At 57.5% G+C, this 20,425-nt stretch carries 23 protein-coding genes and 1 riboswitch; of the genes, 14 read left to right on the top strand and 9 right to left on the bottom strand.

Features of this window, described 5'->3' with window-relative positions:
* From NR795_RS20590 to purD, 3 genes are all read left to right on the top strand, one after another.
* A partial coding sequence (locus tag NR795_RS20590) for a hypothetical protein (RefSeq protein WP_257759214.1) occupies nt 1–338 on the top strand: 338 nt, incomplete at its 5' end.
* 264 nt (nt 339–602) lie between these two features.
* Nucleotides 603–2,189 (top strand): bifunctional phosphoribosylaminoimidazolecarboxamide formyltransferase/IMP cyclohydrolase, encoded by a 1,587-nt coding sequence (purH, locus tag NR795_RS20585; protein WP_257759213.1) that lies wholly within the window; start codon nt 603–605, stop codon nt 2,187–2,189.
* Between the two features lie 15 nt (nt 2,190–2,204).
* A complete protein-coding gene (gene purD, locus NR795_RS20580) occupies nt 2,205–3,497 on the top strand; it encodes a phosphoribosylamine--glycine ligase (protein ID WP_257759211.1) in 1,293 nt (430 codons plus the stop codon).
* Here the strand turns inward: purD and zraR are convergent.
* Nucleotides 3,494–4,819 carry a sigma-54-dependent response regulator transcription factor ZraR gene (gene zraR, locus NR795_RS20575; protein WP_257759210.1) on the bottom strand — a complete coding sequence of 442 codons (1,326 nt, stop codon included), beginning with the start codon at nt 4,817–4,819 and terminating at the stop codon, nt 3,494–3,496. The two genes, purD and zraR, sit on opposite strands and share 4 nt — an antisense overlap.
* Nucleotides 4,816–6,210 carry a two-component system sensor histidine kinase ZraS gene (gene zraS / locus NR795_RS20570; protein WP_257759209.1) on the bottom strand — a complete coding sequence of 465 codons (1,395 nt, stop codon included), beginning with the start codon at nt 6,208–6,210 and terminating at the stop codon, nt 4,816–4,818. The genes zraR and zraS overlap by 4 nt, the downstream gene beginning before the upstream one ends.
* Nucleotides 6,211–6,469: 259 nt before the next feature.
* On the opposite strand from zraS, the gene zraP reads away from it, so the two are divergent.
* Nucleotides 6,470–6,901 (top strand): zinc resistance sensor/chaperone ZraP, encoded by a 432-nt coding sequence (gene zraP, locus NR795_RS20565; protein WP_144819401.1) that lies wholly within the window; start codon nt 6,470–6,472, stop codon nt 6,899–6,901.
* Between the two features lie 12 nt (nt 6,902–6,913).
* On the opposite strand, the gene NR795_RS20560 is transcribed toward zraP, so the two are convergent.
* From NR795_RS20560 to nudC, 6 genes are all read right to left on the bottom strand, one after another.
* Complete coding sequence (locus tag NR795_RS20560) at nt 6,914–7,612, bottom strand: DUF1481 domain-containing protein (RefSeq protein ID WP_144819400.1); 699 nt, start codon at nt 7,610–7,612, stop codon at nt 6,914–6,916.
* 6 nt (nt 7,613–7,618) lie between these two features.
* Nucleotides 7,619–7,891, bottom strand: coding sequence for a nucleoid-associated protein HU-alpha (hupA, locus tag NR795_RS20555; RefSeq protein WP_032615913.1), 273 nt, complete (start codon nt 7,889–7,891; stop codon nt 7,619–7,621).
* 186 nt (nt 7,892–8,077) lie between these two features.
* Nucleotides 8,078–8,668, bottom strand: a complete 591-nt coding sequence (locus tag NR795_RS20550) for a YjaG family protein (RefSeq protein ID WP_144819399.1) — start codon at nt 8,666–8,668, stop codon at nt 8,078–8,080.
* Between the two features lie 42 nt (nt 8,669–8,710).
* Complete coding sequence (nfi, locus tag NR795_RS20545; RefSeq protein ID WP_144819398.1) at nt 8,711–9,382, bottom strand: deoxyribonuclease V; 672 nt, start codon at nt 9,380–9,382, stop codon at nt 8,711–8,713.
* A gap of 9 nt (nt 9,383–9,391) precedes the next feature.
* Complete coding sequence (gene hemE / locus NR795_RS20540) at nt 9,392–10,456, bottom strand: uroporphyrinogen decarboxylase (protein WP_257759207.1); 1,065 nt, start codon at nt 10,454–10,456, stop codon at nt 9,392–9,394.
* 52 nt (nt 10,457–10,508) lie between these two features.
* A complete protein-coding gene (nudC, locus tag NR795_RS20535) occupies nt 10,509–11,300 on the bottom strand; it encodes an NAD(+) diphosphatase (protein WP_144819397.1) in 792 nt (263 codons plus the stop codon).
* Nucleotides 11,301–11,396: 96 nt separating this feature from the next.
* Between nudC and rsd the strand changes: the two genes are divergently transcribed.
* The 10 genes from rsd to NR795_RS20485 all read left to right on the top strand — a co-directional run bounded on the left by rsd (nt 11,397) and on the right by NR795_RS20485 (nt 19,332).
* Nucleotides 11,397–11,900 (top strand): sigma D regulator, encoded by a 504-nt coding sequence (gene rsd, locus NR795_RS20530; RefSeq protein ID WP_144819396.1) that lies wholly within the window; start codon nt 11,397–11,399, stop codon nt 11,898–11,900.
* A gap of 53 nt (nt 11,901–11,953) precedes the next feature.
* Nucleotides 11,954–12,063, top strand: a riboswitch (TPP riboswitch).
* Nucleotides 12,064–12,150: 87 nt separating this feature from the next.
* Nucleotides 12,151–13,938 carry a phosphomethylpyrimidine synthase ThiC gene (thiC, locus tag NR795_RS20525; RefSeq protein WP_257759205.1) on the top strand — a complete coding sequence of 596 codons (1,788 nt, stop codon included), beginning with the start codon at nt 12,151–12,153 and terminating at the stop codon, nt 13,936–13,938.
* Nucleotides 13,938–14,573: a thiamine phosphate synthase gene (thiE, locus tag NR795_RS20520; RefSeq protein WP_257759204.1), complete on the top strand. Its 636-nt coding sequence runs from the start codon at nt 13,938–13,940 to the stop codon at nt 14,571–14,573. Before thiC ends, thiE begins: the two co-directional genes overlap by 1 nt.
* On the top strand, nt 14,566–15,324 hold the full coding sequence (locus tag NR795_RS20515) for a HesA/MoeB/ThiF family protein (RefSeq protein ID WP_144819393.1): 759 nt from the start codon (nt 14,566–14,568) through the stop codon (nt 15,322–15,324). Before thiE ends, NR795_RS20515 begins: the two co-directional genes overlap by 8 nt.
* Nucleotides 15,305–15,505, top strand: coding sequence for a sulfur carrier protein ThiS (thiS, locus tag NR795_RS20510; RefSeq protein WP_144819392.1), 201 nt, complete (start codon nt 15,305–15,307; stop codon nt 15,503–15,505). Before NR795_RS20515 ends, thiS begins: the two co-directional genes overlap by 20 nt.
* A gap of 1 nt (nt 15,506) precedes the next feature.
* Nucleotides 15,507–16,277 carry a thiazole synthase gene (thiG, locus tag NR795_RS20505; protein ID WP_222889055.1) on the top strand — a complete coding sequence of 257 codons (771 nt, stop codon included), beginning with the start codon at nt 15,507–15,509 and terminating at the stop codon, nt 16,275–16,277.
* The gene (gene thiH / locus NR795_RS20500; RefSeq protein WP_257759203.1) at nt 16,274–17,419 is read left to right on the top strand and encodes a 2-iminoacetate synthase ThiH; all 1,146 of its coding nucleotides are present in this window, start codon (nt 16,274–16,276) and stop codon (nt 17,417–17,419) included. Before thiG ends, thiH begins: the two co-directional genes overlap by 4 nt.
* 86 nt (nt 17,420–17,505) lie before the next feature.
* A complete protein-coding gene (locus tag NR795_RS20495; protein ID WP_144819389.1) occupies nt 17,506–17,814 on the top strand; it encodes a PTS sugar transporter subunit IIB in 309 nt (102 codons plus the stop codon).
* A complete protein-coding gene (locus tag NR795_RS20490; protein WP_257759202.1) occupies nt 17,814–18,131 on the top strand; it encodes a PTS lactose/cellobiose transporter subunit IIA in 318 nt (105 codons plus the stop codon). Before NR795_RS20495 ends, NR795_RS20490 begins: the two co-directional genes overlap by 1 nt.
* Nucleotides 18,132–18,267: 136 nt before the next feature.
* Complete coding sequence (locus tag NR795_RS20485; protein WP_257759201.1) at nt 18,268–19,332, top strand: AraC family transcriptional regulator; 1,065 nt, start codon at nt 18,268–18,270, stop codon at nt 19,330–19,332.
* Here NR795_RS20485 and NR795_RS20480 read toward each other — a convergent pair.
* Nucleotides 19,220–20,284: an alpha/beta fold hydrolase gene (locus NR795_RS20480; protein WP_257759200.1), complete on the bottom strand. Its 1,065-nt coding sequence runs from the start codon at nt 20,282–20,284 to the stop codon at nt 19,220–19,222. The genes NR795_RS20485 and NR795_RS20480 overlap by 113 nt on opposite strands.
* Nucleotides 20,285–20,425 lie beyond the last annotated feature (141 nt).

The following is a 20,425-nucleotide window of genomic DNA, read 5'->3' as shown; positions in this document are numbered from 1 at the left end:
CGTTCAATCTGAGCCATGATCAAACTCTTCAATTTAAGTTTGATGCTCTTAGAATTAAACTTCGTAATGAATTACGTATGTTCACTCCAGAGACTTGGTATTCATTTAGCGTCTTGCGACGTTTAAGAATCCATGTCTTCGAGTGCCCACACAGATTGTCTGATAAATTGTTAAAGAGCAGTGCAACGCGGCTTTCAGCTCACCGTTGCGAGGTGGCGTATATTACGCTTTCCTCTTTCAGAGTCAACCCTCAATTTCAGGATTTTTTACTCTTCAATCAACCCGGCTCATCGTGTGAAGTGATTCACATCCGCCGTGTCGATGGAGGCGCATTATAGGGAGTTCTCGAGCGCCCGCAATAGTTAAATTGCAGAAAAATGACTGACTGCTGCATTCCACAGCAAAACGCGGCCTTATACCTTTTTACGCACAGAGTTATCCACACCACTGCGAAAAATTGAAAATTTACGAGCGATGCGCAAACGTTTTCGTTAAAATGCCTTCGCTCATTCAAGGCGGCCCCTTGTGGGGCGTTAGCTGAGTTTTTAGCGAAAAATTCAGCTAACGCTCTCTGTAATGTTCAAATCCCGGGGATTTATACCATGCAACAACGTCCAGTCCGCCGCGCTCTGCTCAGTGTTTCTGATAAGGCCGGTATCGTCGAATTCGCTCAGGCACTCTCCCAGCGCGGCGTGGAGCTGCTCTCCACCGGCGGTACTGCCCGCCTGCTGGCAGATAAAGGCCTGCCGGTAACCGAAGTGTCCGATTACACCGGCTTCCCGGAAATGATGGATGGACGTGTAAAGACGCTGCACCCGAAAGTCCACGGCGGCATTCTTGGCCGTCGCGGTCAGGATGATGGGATCATGGCTCAGCATGGCATCGATCCTATCGATATGGTGGTAGTGAACCTTTATCCCTTTGCCGCGACCGTTGCCCGTGAAGGGTGCTCGCTGGAAGACGCCGTAGAGAATATCGATATCGGTGGCCCTACCATGGTGCGCTCCGCTGCCAAGAACCATAAAGACGTGGCGATTGTGGTAAAGAGCAGTGACTACGACGCCATTATTAAAGAGATGGATGCTCACGAAGGCTCGCTGACCCTTGAGACTCGTTTCGACCTCGCGATTAAAGCCTTCGAGCACACCGCCGCCTATGACAGCATGATCGCCAACTACTTTGGCAGCCTGGTTCCGGCGTACCACGGTGACACTAAAGAGCCCGCTGGCCGCTTCCCACGTACCCTTAACCTGAACTTTATTAAGAAGCAGGATATGCGTTACGGCGAAAACAGCCACCAGCAGGCTGCCTTCTATATAGAAGAAGGTATTAAAGAGGCCTCCGTGGCGACGGCTACCCAGGTCCAGGGCAAAGCGCTCTCCTATAACAACATCGCCGACACTGACGCGGCGCTGGAGTGCGTGAAAGAGTTCAACGAGCCGGCCTGTGTCATCGTTAAGCATGCGAACCCGTGCGGCGTGGCGGTAGGCGACTCTATTCTCAGCGCGTACGATCGCGCTTATAAAACCGATCCGACCTCGGCCTTCGGCGGCATCATTGCTTTTAACCGTGAGCTGGATGCTGATACCGCCCAGGCGATCATTTCTCGCCAGTTTGTTGAGGTGATCATTGCCCCCTCCGCGACGGAAGAGGCATTGAAGATTACCGCTGCTAAACAGAACGTCCGCGTCCTGACCTGCGGCAAGTGGGCCGAGCGTGTGGCAGGCCTCGATTTCAAACGCGTGAATGGCGGCCTGCTGGTTCAGGATCGCGACCTCGGCATGGTGACCAACAGCGAGCTGCGCGTGGTCAGTAAGCGCCAGCCGACCGAAGAAGAGATGCGCGATGCCCTCTTCTGCTGGAAAGTAGCCAAGTTTGTTAAATCCAACGCTATTGTGTACGCCAAAGAGAAGATGACCATCGGTATCGGCGCAGGACAGATGAGCCGCGTCTACTCCGCAAAAATTGCCGGTATCAAAGCCAGTGACGAAGGGCTGGAAGTGAAAGGCTCCGCGATGGCCTCTGACGCCTTCTTCCCGTTCCGCGACGGTATTGATGCTGCGGCAGCCGTGGGCGTGACCTGCGTGATCCAACCGGGCGGCTCTATTCGCGATGATGAAGTCATTGCTGCCGCCGACGAGCACGGCATTGCGATGATCTTCACCGACATGCGCCACTTCCGCCATTAATTCACGGAGCAGAGAATGAAAGTATTAGTTATTGGTAACGGCGGACGCGAGCATGCCCTGGCGTGGAAAGCGGCCCAGTCCCCGCTGGTAAGCACCGTTTTTGTTGCGCCCGGCAACGCCGGTACGGCGCTGGAGCCAGCCCTGCAGAACGTCGCCGTGAGCGCGACGGATATCCCTGCCCTGCTGAGCTTCGCCCAGAACGAGAAGATCGATCTGACTATCGTTGGCCCGGAAGCGCCGCTGGTGATTGGCGTGGTAGATGCATTCCAGGCTGCGGGACTAAAAATCTTTGGCCCGACTCAGGGTGCCGCCCAGCTTGAAGGCTCTAAAGCGTTTACTAAGGACTTCCTCGCTCGGCATAACATTCCCACCGCCGAGTATGAGAACTTTACCGAGGTTGAGCCTGCTCTGGCCTACCTGCGCGATAAAGGCGCGCCGATCGTCATTAAAGCCGACGGTCTGGCTGCGGGTAAAGGCGTCATTGTGGCGATGACCCTGGAAGAGGCAGAAGCGGCGGTGCACGATATGCTGGCAGGCAACGCCTTTGGCGACGCGGGTCACCGCATCGTTATCGAAGAGTTCCTCGACGGTGAAGAGGCGAGCTTTATTGTCATGGTCGACGGCGAGCACGTGCTGCCGATGGCCACCAGTCAGGATCATAAGCGCGTAGGCAACGGTGATACCGGACCGAACACCGGTGGAATGGGGGCTTACTCTCCTGCGCCGGTCGTCACCAGCGAGGTACATCAGCGCACCATGGATCGCGTGATCTGGCCAACCGTGAAAGGCATGGCAGCGGAAGGCAATACCTACGTGGGCTTCCTCTATGCTGGGTTGATGATCGATCGGCAGGGTAACCCGAAGGTGATCGAGTTCAACTGTCGATTTGGCGATCCAGAAACCCAGCCGATCATGCTGCGCATGAAATCCGATCTAGTGGAGCTCTGTCTGGCCGCCTGTGAAGGCAAGCTTGATGAGAAAACCTCGGAGTGGGACGATCGTGCCTCGCTCGGCGTGGTCATTGCCGCAGGTGGCTACCCGGGTAACTACCGCACCGGCGACGTGATCCACGGCCTGCCGCTGGAGAACATCGGCGGTAAGGTGTTCCATGCCGGTACCACGCTTGCTGACGACGACCAGGTGCTCACCAGCGGCGGACGCGTGCTCTGTGCCACCGCGCTGGGTAACACCGTTGCTGAAGCGCAGAAGAACGCCTATGCGCTAATGGCAGATATTCACTGGGAGGGCAGCTTCAGCCGCCAGGATATTGGCTATCGTGCTATTGCGCGCGAGCAGAAGCAGAGCTAACGCAACAGTTTCGCCAGCAGCGTTTTACGCGTAATTCCTAGCTGACGGGCGGCTTCACTCTTGTTGCCGCCCGTTTTCTCCAGCGCCGCGAGAATCACCCCTTTTTCAACTTCAACCAACGGCTGAATGGCAGTCGCTTTCGACTCTATGATAGGCATGTTAGCAATCGCCAACGGCAATTCGCGCTCAGAGATGTACTCCCCGGCCAGCAGAACGACCGAACGTTCGATGGCATTCTCCAGTTCACGAATATTTCCAGGCCAGCCATAGTGGATCAGGAGATCCATCGCCTGAGGGGTGAACCCTTTCACCACTTTGCGGTTACGCCCAGCAAAACGCTGAAGAAAATGTTCAGCCAGCAGTGGAATATCATCCCGACGCTGGCGTAGTGCAGGCATATCAATAGTAACTACGTTCAGACGATAGTAGAGATCCTGGCGAAATCGGCCAGCGCTCACCTCTTCAACCAGATTACGATGAGTGGCGGCAATCAAGCGAACGTCAACGGAGAGCGTCTGGTTACTGCCTACCCGTTGCACCTCACGCTCCTGAATCGCCCTCAGCAGCCGAACCTGCATCATTGGCGAAATATCGCCAATCTCATCAAGAAACAGCGTGCCGCCGTTGGCCTCAACAAAACGTCCTTCCCGGCGTTTATCTGCGCCGGTAAACGCCCCCTTTTCATGACCAAACAGTTCAGAATCCAGTAATGACTCATTAAGCGCTGCGCAGTTCAGCGTAACCAGCAGTTTGTCACAGCGTGAACTACTGGCATGCAGCGCCCTGGCAACCTGCTCTTTACCGGTACCTGATTCGCCCTGAATCAATACTGTGGCATCGGAAGGGGCAACCATCGCAATCTCGCTAAGTAGCTGCCGCATCGCCGGGCTTTTGCCGACCATGCCAAACCGTGTAGCAGAGACCTGAGGCAGATCGCTAACGTAGTTCCGCGTGTGTGCCAGCGCGCGCTTCAGCGTCTCCTGCAGGCTGTCAAAATCCAGCGGCTTGATCAAGTAGTCAAGCGCCCCGGTTTTAAGCGCCTCTACTGCGGTCTCCACGCTGGAGAAGGCCGTCATAATCAGCACTGGAATAGCCGGATTTAGCGCTCTGATCTCTTTGAGCGTTGTAATACCGTCCATCTCTGCCATGCGCACATCGCACAGCACCAGGTCAAAAACGCGCCCGCGCACCTGCTCAAGCGCAGCGCGCCCGCTGCATGCCAACGTCACGTTATAGCGCCAGCCCCGCAGTAGCGCCTGCAAAATCGTACCGTGGCTGACGTCATCATCAACCACCAGAACGTCGATTTTTCCATCTGTCATCCCTGTAAATCCTTACGTTTTGCGTTTATGGGTAGCCAGAGAGTGAAAATCGCCCCTGCCCTCGCCGGACTGGCAGCCTGAACAGTACCGGCATGCTGCTCAATAATGTTCTGCACCACCGCCAGTCCCAGACCAGTGCCGTCGGCTTTGGTCGTAAAATAAGGAGTAAAAATCGCCTCCAGCTGCTCTGGCGCGATCCCCTTCCCGCTATCGGTAACGGTAATTTTAACGCGACCAGCCCTGGCCTCACTCGCCTCAACGGTGATGACCCCCTTACGATCGATCGCATGTATCGCATTCAGGTAAAGATTCAGCAGTACCTGAGTTAATCTGTCCGGATCAGCCTGGACAGGCGGCAGCGTCGGTTTTGCCGTAAAACGCAGCTGGATTTCCCGGCTTTGTGCATCCTGGCTGACAAGCTGCAAAGAGTGGGCGATCGCATCGTTGAGATTTACCGCTTGCAGGGACAAATGCGCAGGCTTAACCAGCTCCAGCAGTTCGCTTACCACTCGATTTACGCGATCGGCCTCCTTTGCCATCACCTGTGCCAGTTCATACGCTTCGCCGCCTACGGGCGTGCGCTCTGCAAAATATTTTGCCAGCCCCTTAATAGAAGAGAGCGGATTACGGATTTCATGGGCCAAGCCCGCCGCCAAATGCCCGAGCGCCACCAGCCTCTCTTTACGGTTCATCTCATCCTGCAACTGCTGACGGGAACGCTGATACCGGCGATACCAGAAGAATGTCAGGAGCGTTGCCAGCAAGACCGTCGTCAGGGCGAACAGAACAGTGAGCATATTGCGCCGCTCTTGCGCTTGGGTCACTGCCAGTTCGCTGGCGTTGAGAGCGACAAAGATGGTCTGCTGTGCTGAAGGTGCACCCGCGCGCGAGCTATCGCAGCGCCGCATACCCTCCCTTTCCGAAGCAAATAGCGGCTGGAAAGGACGAGAGATCTCTATTGCAGGCACCGAATTCCCCCTCTTATCTGTCGCCTTAATACGCCGCCACCGCACCTCTTCGCCTGAATGTAACCTCGGTATCTCATCGGTTGGGTAGCGTTTTTCGCCTACCATGCTGGGATCGCTGTGGGTAACAATGTTTCCCTGCGCATCCGTCACGGTAAACCAGAGTACGCCGGGCTGCCCGGCGAGCTCCTCCAGGAGCCTCTGCCGCTGGACAGTGTGCATCTGCATACCCATTCCTACTCGCGTCCCTGACTCCAGCGCCCGGATCAGCACGTTTCCTTTCTCCAGCAGCGTCTGGCGGGCCGCGTTGGTTTCCCGCCCATAGTTACGGATCACCATGACAGAAAACAGCCCTACCAGAATAAGAATGACAGCAGGTAGTCCACCGCTTAGCCATTTAGCTATCGTGTCCTTATGTCCTCGCATAAACGTATACGCTCTCTCTTGATGCCGATCCCTTTCCTGCTACAGCAGAAATCATGCCGCTTTTTACCGCCCATAACCCTGACCTTCGGCATAATCTACTGATACTGCTGAGTAAAAATGACCCGCAGGTTTGACCAAACGGGTCATTTTTACTCGCTTTAACACGTTAATTGCTGGCACAGCCCATCCGGCACGGGATGAATCTCCTGGCATGAAAGATGCAGTTCAAAGACTGAAACTAACCCCAAGAGGAGATATGATGAAACGGATTAACACACCGGGCCTGACGCTGCTTGCCCTCTCTCTGCTGGCATTAAGTTCCACTTCCGCCATAGCGCGCGACGCTGGCGCAGAGCAGCAAAATATCGGCCCGCTTAACGCCGAACAGCAAACGGCCGTACAGAAGATCCATACTGACTACTACACGCAGACCGACGCCCTGCGTCAGCAGTTAATGTCCAAGCGCTATGAGTACAACTCACTGCTAACCGCCAGCACGCCGGATAGCGCTAAAATCAGTGCGGTGGCAAAAGAGATAGAGTCCCTCCATCAGGCCCTGGATGAACAGCGTGTGAAACGGGATATTGCTATGGCACAGGCGGGTGTCTCGCGTGGCGCAGGAATGGGGTATGGTGGCTGTGGTGAAGGTCACTATGGCGGCAGCGGCCATATGGGGATGGACAACTGGTAAACCTGCTTTAAATCAGAAGGTTTTCTCATCAGGTTGCCAACGGCAGAAATCCTCATTTGCCACCAGCAATAGCTGCGTTCCTTCCGGCGCTTCCAGCCACGCAAGACTCACGTCCGCTGAAGAGTGCTGCTGACGACGCTGGATATGGCTTAGCGCCTGCGGTTCAAAATCAGGCTTGACGGTTTGGCCTTCACAGGTGGTTACCGAGCCGTCGCGGTGCCAGCGTCCCTGACGCAGCATCACCTGCCCCTGGCGTAGGGCATCGCTGGTCTGGCGGATCTGGTTGGCACGGTAGCGGTAGAGCGCGATCTGGTCGCTGGAGAGCTGCTGCTTCTGGCCGTTGACTTCTCGCTGCATAAAGCTGAGTTCGCCACGCTCGTCGAAGCGGGCACGAATGTGTTCCGGCGGGGTGCCGTAAACGTTGAGTTCGATCAGCGCCAGCCGATCGCCCTGCCAGCGATATTCGCTGATAGAGGTATCTCCGCTACGCCACGGGCTAAACGCCGTCAGAAGATGGACGGCATCTCCATCGTCCTTACGCCATATACGCACCGCGCCGTGGTCGCCTGCGTAGCCGCTGGCGGTAAAGGGCGGCAGCGAGTCACTATGGCTGCAGGCCGTCAGCAACAGCAGGCCCGCCAGCGTCAGGGTACGACGCCAGACAGACAAAAGGGGCGTAAACGCCCCCTCATCAAAACTGTTCGCTGTCACGCGGTCTTATTTAACTGCGTCTTTCAGAGCTTTGCCAGAAACAAATGCCGGCACGTTAGCTGCGGCGATTTTGATTTCGTTACCGGTCTGCGGGTTGCGGCCAGTACGCTCAGCGCGGTGGTTCACTTTGAAGGTTCCGAAACCAACCAGTTGTACAGCATCGCCTTCTTTCAGAGACTCAGTAATAGCAGCCAGGGTGGATTCCAGGGCAGCTTTCGCCTGTACTTTAGACAGGTCAGCCTTGTCTGCAATTACATCAATCAGTTGAGTCTTGTTCATAAGTTATCCTTACAATGTGTTTATCGCTTGCTAAGCATCGAGTGCGACGAAAATGCCAGAAAAGCACTCTCCTGCATACACGCACCGATAGCCACTTTTTTTCGCCCTCCAAATGTAGACCAGACGGGGGGCCAATGGGAAGCCTTCCAGTGAGACAAAACAGGCGTTAAATCACGTTTTGTTGCCTCATTGCTGCAAAAGTATACCAATATTACTCTCACCCGCCTCGCGTAAGTCCGCACGTAGCCCTTTAATCAGCTCAATATCGCGTTCTTCACAGTCAGCCAAAAGTCGGAATATTTCCCACTGAATGTCCCACTCCTGCTCTACGGCCGGGTTCGCTTTCAGCTCTTCATCGGTCATTTCGCGACCGGCGTGGGTCATCTCCAGCATCGCTACCGTGGTGATAGAGGTTTTGCTTACCTCGATGGTGTGCTCCAGCGTTTCACCGCTCAGGCGTGAGTGCACCAGCTCGCTTAAGGCGACGCAGGCATCGATGGCCGGATAGACGCCATAGAGATCGTAATCCTCTGCCGCCGGGATCGCCTCTTCCAGCTTCTCCAGCTGGCTGTCGAAATTCACCTTCGCGTCTTTCACCGTCAGCGTCTCCCAAATAAGGTCAACAATGCGGCGATAAAGCTGCGCGTCACCGAAGCCGGTCTGCTGGCAGAACATGGCGTAGTTGGGATACATGCGCTCGCACAGGCAGGCCATAAAGGTGACGTGCTGCCAACTCTCCAGCCTCTCCAGGCGCAGGTGAATAGGGTTTTGTAACATGGTGAATTCTCGCTATCGGAAATTAGCCGCAGTGTACCTGAATCAGGGCTGAATTTCCTGCCATCGCATAAATGCCGGACGCCGCGATGCAACGGCATCGGCCCAGCGTGTGGGTTCCGGTAGACGGTAGCCTTGCGTGCAGCGTTGAACCCACGCCAGGGCGCTGTCCACGCTCACCCGATGACCGGTCGCGACAAACAGCGGATTACAGCGCGCTTTGCTGCGCCATACCCACGCCAGCTGCTCGCCTTTGTCCATTAGCGGCGCGAGTGCGCCTGGCTCAGGCGAGAGCGGCTCAAACTTGCCGCACAGGCGTTTCTTCGCCACGCCGATGGTCGGCACGTCCACCAGCAGGCCAAAGTGGCTGGCGACGCCAAGACGGCGCGGGTGTGAGATACCGTGTCCGTCAACAAACAGCAGATCGGGTTTTTGCGATAGCATATCCCACGCCGCCATCAGCGCGGGATATTCACGGAAAGAGAGAAAGCCGGGGATATAGGGCATGGTGGTGGCAATACGCGCAATCTGGTACTCCACCAGCTCCAGCGACGGGTACTTCAGCAGTACCATCGCTGCTCGGGTCACTTCACCACCCTGCTCAAAGCCAACGTCAGCGCCGCCGATAAACGCCGGGGGATCGCTGATAAAACGATCCTCGCGGATCACCGATGAGGCAAGTTCGATTTGCTGAGCGCGTAGCGACGCGAGATCCATATATGCTCCTTAGCGGTGATATTGCTCCGAGAGACGATGCACCGCTTCTACAAATGCGCCCGCATGTTCAGGCGGCACATCCTGATGAATACCGTGACCGAGGTTAAAGACGTGGCCTTCGCCCTGGCCGAAACCAGAAAGTATAGTCGCTACTTCTTCTTCGATGCGGGCCGGAGGTGCATAGAGCATCGAGGGATCCATATTACCTTGCAGCGCTACCTTGTGCCCTACGCGACGGCGGGCGTCGGCGATATCAATGGTCCAGTCGAGGCCCAGCGCATCACAGCCGGTCTCCGCCATTGCCTCTAACCACTGTCCACCGCCTTTGGTAAACAGGGTAACCGGCACGCGGCGCCCTTCGTTTTCCCGCAGCAGGCCATCAACGATCTTATGCATGTAGTAGAGCGAGAACTGCTGATAGTCGCGTCCGGTCAGCACCCCGCCCCAGGTATCAAAAATCATTACCGACTGCGCACCGGCTTTAATCTGCGCGTTGAGATAGAGCGTGACGCTTTTCGCCAGCTTCTCCAGCAGCGCATGCAGGGTTTGCGGCTCGGCATACATCATCTTCTTGATCTTAGTGAAGGCCTTGCTGCTACCGCCCTCGACCATATAGGTCGCCAGCGTCCACGGGCTGCCGGAAAAACCAATCAGCGGCACTTCCCCTTTCAGCTCGCGGCGGATAGTGCGCACGGCGTTCATCACATAGCCCAGCTCCTGCTCCGGATCGGGAACAGGCAGCCGCTCAACGTCGGCTTTGCCGGTAATCGGCAGGCTAAAGCGCGGGCCTTCCCCGGCTTCAAAGTAGAGTCCCAGCCCCATGGCATCCGGGATGGTCAGGATATCTGAGAACAGAATGGCGGCATCAAGGGGGTAGCGACGCAGCGGCTGCAGCGTAACCTCACAGGCCAGCTCGGCGTTTTTGCACAGCGACATAAAATCGCCTGCCTGGGTACGCGTGGCTTTGTACTCCGGCAGATAGCGCCCGGCCTGTCTCATCATCCATACCGGCGTGATATCCACGGGCTGGCGCAGCAGCGCGCGCAGGTAACGATCGTTTTTCAATTCGGTCATTTTGCAATTCCTCAATGCGTCAGACCGTTATTGTAACACGCCGCTCTATGCTTCACTCATACTCTGCCGGACCCTCATATTCTGTACGACATAGCGCGACCGTGTCCTCAATCAGCCGACGCGCTACCGTGCCCGGCGGTGGCAGCAGCGGCAGCTGGTCGTAGCGATACCAGCCCGCGTCCAGCAGCTCGTTAGGGTCGATGACGATCTCCCCGCTGTCATACTCGGCCATAAAGGCGGTCATCAGCGACTGGGGGAACGGCCACGGCTGGGAAGTCACATAGCGCAGGTTTTTTACCCGGATACCGCTCTCCTCCATGACTTCGCGGGCAACGGTCTGCTCCAGAGTCTCTCCCACCTCAACAAAACCTGCGAGCACGGTGTAGATCCCGTTACGATGGCGGGTATGCTGGGCCAGCAGAATGTGGTCATCGCGGCGGATCGCGACGATAATGCAGGGAGCAATCTGCGGGTAGTAGCGCTCGCGACAGCCGCCGCACAGCATCGCCCACTCGGTTTTGCTGGGATGCATGGTGTGCCCGCAGTAGCCGCAGAACGTATGCGAACGGTAGAACTCCGCCAGCTGTACGCCACGCCCGGCAAGCTGGAACAGACCGACCTCCTGATCCATCAGCTGGCGTACCGAGCCCATATCCTGACGCCGGTGCTGACGAACCAGCCACACGGACTCACCTTGCCACTCGCCGATAATTAACCCGCGCTGGCCCACAAGATCAAAATTAACTGCCTCGCCGTGTGGTAATTCTCCAGCGGGCAACCATAATTTTTGTTCATGGCTGACGATCCACCAGCCCTGATCGGTTAATTCGATGACACGTTCCATAATCTGTTGCACTACCTTAGCGACACTGGCATGTTGGTTACATCATTTTTACATATTTTGGGTGAACACTTTTTTTCTTAAACCACGGAGTTAATCATGCTAAACCACCTGGAAAGCCTGACGGCGCGCGTAGGCGGAAGTAATACACTAGTCGATCACTGGCTACAGGTGCGCAAGCATTTGCTGGTATCGTACTACAACCTGGTGGGCATTAAGCCGGGCAAGGAGTCCTTTACAGAGCTGGATGAGAAGGCCCTGGACGATTTTTGCCATAATCTGGTGGATTATCTGTCCGCCGGACACTTTAGTATTTATGAACAAATTATCAGCGAAATGGAAGGGAGCAGCCCACTTTTAGCGGCCACGCAAATCTATCCGCAGCTGGAAGCCAATACCCAGCAGATCATGAGCTACTACGACTCAAATCTTGAGAATGCCATTGACGATGATAACTGCCTGGAGTTCCAGGAAGCGCTGTCCGGCATTGGCGAAGCGCTGGCGGCACGCTTTACGCTGGAGGATCAGCTGATCGTGCTGGCGTTCGATTTCAACCTGGCAGAGAGCGCTAACGACGACAGCAACATCGCTCGCCCTGCTTGAGTTCTTAAGCATTAACGCGTAGTTTAATTTACCTGCCCCCTGCAACACGGGGGTTTTTCTTGTCGGAGTGCCGAGTGCGTAAGCACCGGCTGAGACCGTTAATTCGGGATCCGCGGAACCTGATCAGGTTAGAACCTGCGAAGGGAACAAGAGTCAATCTGCTGGCGTGTGCCTCTCCGGGCTACACGCATCCTCTTGCTTCATCCGTCGTTCTGACAAGCCACGTCCTTAACTTTTTATGGAATGAGCTATGTCTGAGTCTGCTATTAAACCTACCCGCCGTGAACAGCGCGCCGCTGCCCAGCACTTTATCAACACGCTGGAGGGCACCACCTTTCCCAATTCAAAACGTATCTATATCCAGGGTTCGCGGAGCGATATCCGCGTGCCAATGCGTGAGATCCAGCTTAGCCCGACGCTTATCGGCGGCAGCAAAGCCGAACCGCAGTTTGAAGAGAACGAAGCGATCCCGGTATATGACACCTCTGGCCCCTATGGCGATCCTGACGTTGCGATCGACGTAGAGAAAGGGATCGCGAAGATCCGATCCGCGTGGATCGCCGCCCGTCCAGGAAAGTGCGTCACCCAGCTGCACTACGCTCGCCAGGGGATCGTGACGCCGGAGATGGAGTTTATCGCCCTGCGTGAAAATATGGGCCGGGAGCGTATTCGTGGCGAGGTGCTGCGCCGCCAGCATCCGGGCGAAGGCTTTGGCGCACGCCTGCCGGAGAATATCACCCCGGAGTTTGTTCGCGACGAGGTCGCCGCCGGGCGCGCCATTATTCCTGCTAACATCAACCACCCCGAATCTGAACCGATGATCATCGGCCGCAACTTCCTGGTGAAGGTCAACGCCAACATCGGCAACTCGGCGGTGACCTCCTCCATTGAAGAGGAGGTGGAGAAGCTGGTGTGGGCCACCCGCTGGGGCGCGGACACGGTGATGGATCTCTCCACCGGCCGCAATATCCATGAAACGCGGGAGTGGATCCTGCGTAACAGCCCGGTCCCAATTGGTACCGTCCCTATCTACCAGGCGCTGGAGAAGGTCAACGGCATCGCCGAGAATCTCTCCTGGGAAACCTTCCGCGAAACGCTGCTTGAGCAGGCCGAGCAGGGCGTGGACTACTTCACCATTCACGCAGGCGTGCTGCTGCGCTACGTGCCGATGACCGCTAATCGCCTTACCGGCATTGTATCGCGCGGCGGCTCGATCATGGCCAAGTGGTGCCTCTCCCACCATCAGGAGAACTTCCTGTATCAGCACTTCCGCGAAATCTGCGAAATCTGCGCCGCCTGGGATGTCACCCTGTCGTTAGGCGATGGCCTGCGCCCAGGTTCAATTCAGGATGCCAACGACGAGGCGCAGTTTGCCGAACTGCATACCCTGGGCGAGCTGACCAAAATCGCCTGGGAGTACGATGTGCAGGTAATGATCGAAGGTCCGGGCCACGTGCCGATGCAGATGATCCGCCGCAACATGACCGAAGAGCTGGAGCACTGCCATGAAGCGCCGTTCTATACTCTCGGACCGTTGACCACCGACATCGCCCCGGGCTATGACCACTTCACCTCGGGCATTGGCGCGGCGATGATTGGCTGGTTTGGCTGCGCCATGCTCTGCTACGTCACGCCAAAAGAGCACCTCGGCCTGCCGAACAAAGAAGATGTGAAGCAGGGGCTGATCACCTACAAGATCGCCGCCCACGCCGCCGACCTTGCCAAAGGCCATCCTGGGGCGCAGATCCGCGATAACGCCATGTCAAAAGCCCGCTTCGAGTTCCGCTGGGAGGATCAGTTTAACCTCGCGCTCGACCCCTTCACCGCCCGCGCCTACCACGATGAGACCCTGCCCCAGGAGTCCGGCAAGGTGGCCCACTTCTGCTCCATGTGCGGACCCAAATTCTGCTCAATGAAGATAAGCCAGGAGGTGCGGGACTACGCTGCGGCTCAGGCGATTGAAGTGGGCATGAACGATATGTCGAACGACTTCCGCGCCCGCGGCGGCGAGATCTATCTCAAAAAGGAGGAGGTCTGATGTATCAGCCTGATTTCCCACCGGTGCCCTTCCGCCTGGGGCTCTATCCGGTTGTCGACAGTGTGATGTGGATTGAGCGGCTGCTGGAGGCGGGCGTGCGCACCCTTCAGCTGCGGATCAAAGATAAGCAGGACCATGAGGTAGAAGCCGACGTCGTGGCAGCCATTGCGCTAGGCAAGCGCTACGCGGCCCGGCTGTTTATCAACGACTACTGGCGGCTGGCGATTAAACATAGTGCTTATGGCGTGCATTTGGGGCAGGAGGATCTGGAGACAACCGACCTCAGCGCGATCCGCAACGCAGGTCTGCGCCTGGGCGTCTCCACCCATGATGATATGGAGATTGACGTTGCGCTGGCCGCTCGCCCCTCCTATATCGCCCTTGGTCATGTCTTCCCGACCCAGACCAAGCAGATGCCCTCCGCGCCGCAGGGGCTGGCGCAGCTGACAAGCCACGTTACGCGACTGAAAGATTATCCCACGGTGGCCATCGGCGGCATTAGCCTCGCGCACGCGCCGCAGGTGCTGGCAACCGGTGTCGGCAGCATTGCGGTGGTGAGCGCCATTACCCAGGCCGCAGACTGGCGCCTGGCTACCCAACAGCTTATCGATCTGGCGGGGGTGGGCGATGAATGACAGCGATTTTATGCGCTACAGCCGGCAGATCCTGCTGGAGGATATCGCCATCGACGGTCAACGCAGGCTGCTCGCCAGCCGGGTGCTGATTATCGGCCTTGGCGGCTTAGGCTCCCCTGCCGCGCTCTATCTGGCGGCGGCCGGGGCGGGGACGCTGGTGCTGGCGGACGATGACGCGGTGCACCTGAGCAACCTGCAGCGGCAGATTATGTTTACCAGCGACGATATCAATCAGCCCAAAGCCGACGCGGCCCGCCAGCGCTTACAGCGGCTCAATCCACACGTTGAGCTGATTACCCTGAAGACGCGTCTGGAGGGTGAGGCGCTCCGTCAGCAGGTGGCCCAGGCCGACGTGGTGCTCGACTGCACCGATAACATGGCGGCGCGCCAGGCGATTAACGCCGCCTGCGTGGCGCTGAACACCCCGCTGATCACCGCCAGCGCCGTGGGGTTTGGCGGTCAGCTGATGGTGCTTACCCCGCCGTGGGCGCACGGCTGTTACCGCTGCCTGTGGTCGGACGATGACGAACCTCAGCGCAACTGCCGCACGGCGGGCGTAATAGGCCCGGTGGTCGGGATGATGGGCACGTTGCAGGCGCTGGAGGCGTTAAAGCTGCTCAGCGGCATGGCGGTGGCAGAGGGCGAGCTACGGCTGTTTGACGGGCGCAAGCACCACTGGCGCACGCTGGGACTACAGCGGGCGGCGGGCTGTCCAGTTTGCGGAGGAGACGATGCGCATCCTCTTCAATGACGAGCCGATGCAGTGTGCGGAGGCGCTAACCCTGTACGGGCTGCTGGCGCAGCTTAACCAGCTCAAGCCGGGAACGGCGCTGGCGCTGAACCAGCAGGTTATTCCCCGCGATCGCTGGGATCATCATCAACTGCGGGACGGCGATCGGATCCTGCTTTTTCAGGTTATCGCCGGAGGCTGACATGTTACGTATTGCAGACAAAACCTTTGAATCACACCTGTTTACTGGAACAGGCAAGTTTGCCTCATCGCAGCTGATGACCGACGCGATTCAGGCCTCGGGCAGCCAGCTGGTCACCCTGGCAATGAAACGCGTCGACCTGCGCCAGCGCAACGATGCGATCCTCGCCCCGCTGCTGGAGGCCGGGGTAACACTGCTGCCGAACACCTCCGGGGCGAAAACGGCCGAAGAGGCGGTGTTTGCCGCCCGGCTGGCTCGCGAGGCGCTGGGCACCCACTGGTTGAAGCTGGAGATCCACCCGGATGCACGCTGGCTGCTGCCCGATCCCGTTGAGACCCTGAAGGCAGCAGAGATGCTGGTCAAAGAGGGCTTCGTGGTGCTGCCCTATTGCAGCGCCGATCCGGTGCTGTGCCGACGGCTGGAGGAGGCAGGCTGCGCCGCCGTGATGCCGCTCGGTTCACCGATAGGATCTAACCAGGGCCTGGCCACCCGCGCCATGCTGGAGATTATCATCGCCCAGGCGCGGGTGCCGGTAGTGGTCGATGCCGGAATTGGTACCCCCAGCCACGCGGCTGAGGCGCTGGAGATGGGGGCCAGCGCGGTGCTGGTGAATACCGCCATTGCCGTCGCTAACGATCCGGTGGCAATGGCCCGTGCGTTCAAGCTGGCCGTTGAAGCCGGACGACTGGCGCGCCAGGCGGGGCCGGGGGCGGTCAACAGCGTTGCCAGCGCCACCAGCCCACTGACCGGCTTTCTGGAGACGGGCATATGAAGACCTTCAGCGACTACTGGCGGCAGCTTAACTGGGACGATATCCGGCTACGCATCCACAGTAAGACCCGCGCCGACGTTGAGCGAGCATTAGCGGCTACCCAGCTGACCCGCGATGACATGATGGCCCTGCTCTCTCCTGCCGCCAGCGACTACCTTGAGCCGCTGGCCCAGCGGTCGCAGCGTCTTACCCGCCAGCGCTTTGGCAACGCCGTCGGCCTCTACGTCCCGCTCTATCTCTCTAACCTGTGCGCCAACGACTGCACCTACTGCGGCTTCTCCATGAGCAACCGCATCAAACGTAAGACCCTGGACGAAGCGGAGATCCTGCGCGAGTGCGCGGCGATCCGCGAGATGGGCTTTGAACATCTCCTGTTAGTGACTGGGGAGCATCAGACAAAAGTGGGAATGGACTACTTTCGCCGCCATTTCCCGGCTATTCGCCGCCAGTTCGCCTCATTGCAGATGGAGGTACAGCCGCTGTCGCAGGCGGAGTATGCCGAGCTTAAGGCCCTGGGCTTAGACGGGGTGATGGTCTATCAGGAGACCTATCATGAGGCAACCTATGCCCGCCATCACCTGAAGGGCAACAAGCAGGATTTCTTCTGGCGGCTGGAGACACCGGACCGGCTTGGTCGGGCGGGAATCGACAGGATTGGCCTTGGCGCGCTGGTGGGTCTTTCCGACAGCTGGCGGGTGGATTGCTACATGGTGGCGGAGCATCTGCTCTGGCTCCAGCAGCACTACTGGCAGAGCCGCTACTCTATCTCCTTCCCACGCCTGCGTCCGTGCGTAGGAGGCATTGAACCCGCCTCGCTGATGGATGAGCGCCAGCTGGTGCAGACCATCTGCGCCTTCCGCCTGCTGGCACCCGACGTGGAGCTGTCTCTCTCTACGCGGGAGTCGCCATGGTTCCGCGATCGTGTTGTGCCGCTGGGCATCACCAGCGTCAGCGCCTTCTCGAAAACCCAGCCCGGTGGCTATGCTGACAATCACCCTGAGCTGGAGCAGTTCGCGCCGCACGACGGTCGCCGTCCGGAGGAGGTGGCCAGCGCCCTGCTGCGCAACGGCCTGCAGCCGGTGTGGAAAGACTGGGACAGCTATCTCGGGCGAACGGATCCCGTTCGTAAGAATTGTTTGTGATACTCCACACACAATCACGGTAAAGCGGTTGTTGAACCAGACGGTGGGATTAATGTTTATTTATCCCATCGTTGTCGAGGCTGGCTATGAAAAACATTGTCTTATGCTGTGCAGCGGGTATGTCCACCAGCATGTTGGTTCAACGCATGAAAGAGGCGGCGCAGAAAAAAGGCGTCGAGGTCTCTATCAAAGCGGTACCGGTTTCCGAGTTCAAAGAGAACCTTGCCGAGGCCGATATCATCCTGCTGGGTCCACAGGTGAAGTATGAGCAGGCGAAACTGCAGGCGCAGGCGGATCCGCTGGGCAAGAAGGTCGCGGTAATCGATATGATGGACTACGGCATGATGAAGGGTGACGTCGTGCTGGATAAAGCGCTGAAGCTGTTGGAGTCATAATGGAAGACTTAGAAACAACAATCATGGAACTGCTGGTCAACGCAGGCGCGGCACGTAGCGCTGCCCTGACGGCATTACAGATGGCACGCAAAGGTGAATTTGACGAAGCCGAAAAGGCAATGGAAGAGTCGCGCGAATACGTTAAGCATGCGCACAAAATCCAGACCGAGCTGATAGGCCTGGACGAAGGCGTGGGCAAACTGCCGGTTAACCTGATCACCGTTCACTCTCAGGACCACCTGATGAATGCGATGGTAATTCAGGATCTGGCCGGGGATATGATCGAGCTGTATCGACGACTGCCAGCCATACAGTAACTCGTGTGTTCGTAGGCCGGATAAGCGCAGCGCCATCCGGCAATTTTTTACTGCCAAAAGTGGTAACGTGTTTTATGGTCGGATTTATGGCACAACATAGCATCAAAGCACGTTGATAAATTCACACAGGTAGCCTATGCCCGCTGTTCCGCTCCCCTTTTTGACCTTCGTTATTTTGCTCATGTTGCTGACGAAGGTTTGCCTGCAGCGTGTATCCGGCTACCGTAGCACCGCCACGTTTATCGCTGGCTGCGCTCTGTTGGTATTGATGTCGGCCATGCGCTGGCAGTTCGATGTCCTCTACCTGCGCCAGATCCAGTCCATTGTTGCTATCGCCCTGCCTCCTCTGGCCTGGCGCTGTTTTGCCCGGTTAACGGAACGCAGTGGCAGACAGAAAGTAGCGATATGCCTCATCCCCTCTGCCATTGCGCTGGGACTAAACCTTGTTGCGCCTGCCACCACTGATGCGGTGCTGATGGCGCTGTACGTCGGCTATGGTTGCACACTTATTGGCACGGCATATCAGGGGCCGGATGCGTTTATCTTTAGCCGCCTGAATGATGCAGGCCCGGCGGCACGCATGGCATTTCTGGCAGGCAGCTTTCTCTGCTTTTCCGGCCTGACCGATCTGGCTATCGCAGTGGATTTCAGTTTTTACCAGGGCCACCAGGCCCCTCAGCTGGTGGCACTCTCGCAGGCGATCCTGCTGCCGTTTATCTGCCTGGCGATTATCTATAACGGGAAAAACGCGCCTCCCGATGAAGGCATACCCGCGATTGAACCCCAGAATAATAGCGAGGCGTTAGCCCTCCTCTGCCAGCGCGTTGAGGCACGCCTCTGCGAGCAGAGCCTCTACCTTAGCCCCGATCTGACGCTCAACACGCTGGCACGCAGGATGGGTATCCCGGCCCGACAGATTTCGCAGGCGGTGAACCAGACGCAGGGCTGCAACGTCTCCCAGTGGATCAACCGCTTTCGCATTCACCACGCCCAACGGCAGTTGCTCGCTACCGATGCCTCGGTTACGGAGATCATGCTCGAGGCTGGCTTTGCAACTAAATCCAATTTCAACCGGGAATTTACCCGTATTAGCGGGATGAGCCCAACCGAGTATCGTCGCTCCGCGGAGGAAGCGCTAACGCCTGCTGTAGAAACGCGCCCATCTCGTCAGCAAGGTGCTGATGGATATCGCTGCGGCTAACTGTGCCTCCATCCTGGCAAACGATCCCTTCCCCCGGCGCTTCCTGCTCAATCAGGGCCGCCGCGCCGGGTTTGCATAGCTGCATAAAGCTAAAGTGCGTTGCCCCCTCTACGCGGATATAGCGTTGCCATGCCGCAGGAATAAACGCTGCCAGATGCCCCGATTCCAGCCCGGCAGGTAGCGCATCGCTGTCGGCCTGAGCCGCCATAATCAGTACCGGGATACTTATCTGCTTCAGGCTCGCGGGCGTAAAGCCGCGCGCCAGTCCCAGATCGAGTGACACGACCGCTTTGATTCGCGGATCGCGGGCATCTTCAGCCAAACGTTCAGCCGCTAAGGGCTGGTCAATTCCAAGAGTGTGGAGCAGCTTGCAGCTCGACAGAACAGGATGATTTTGGCAGTCAGCAATAAAACGGTCTGCAGCAAAACGCGCTCCGGCGAGCTCAAGTACGGTCCAACCGCCGAGTGAATGCCCTACCGCCGCAATGCGCGTGTTGTCTACCTCTCCGGCAAGCGCTGGGGCCGCCAATATCGCATCCAACGTTCGTCGCAAATCCTGTGGGCGCTGCCAGAGCTGCTGTGCAGCTTTGGGGTTTCTATTATGCGTAGTGGTACCTGGGTGATCGACTGCTGCCACGATATACCCCTGCGCACTCATACGCTGTGCCAGCCAGTTCAGGTTACGCCAGCTGCCGCCATAGCCATGAGAGACCAGCAGCAGGGGATGCTTGCCGGGTGCAGGTTTTGCATCGCGCAGCGCCTGGGTTCCGATGAACACAATATTGTCGCCCACCGAGGCGGGCATACCGCTATGCAGCGTGGGATACCAGAGGGCAACATTAAGTGGACGGTCGCTCTCTTTTTGTAGAGTGAGTTGGCGAAATGCTGTTTCGGCGTGCGCCATGCAGCCGATCAGCATGGTGAAAGTAAAAAGAAAAATACGCGGGAACATAAAGGGCACCTGTTGAATGAAGACAGGCTGTATTGTGGGTTTTCTTCCTGTAGCGCGCGTCCTGAAACACGATCGAGGCCCTGGTCTGTGATTTTCAGGCATAAAAAAACCCGCCGAAGCGGGTTTTTATTAGCGGAAAGC

The sequence above is a fragment of the Pseudescherichia sp. L3 genome (genome assembly GCF_024656065.1).
Taxonomy (GTDB): Bacteria; Pseudomonadota; Gammaproteobacteria; order Enterobacterales; family Enterobacteriaceae; genus Pseudescherichia.
Note: the sequence above shows the minus strand (reverse complement) of the source record. Positions and strands in the feature narration are given on the sequence as shown.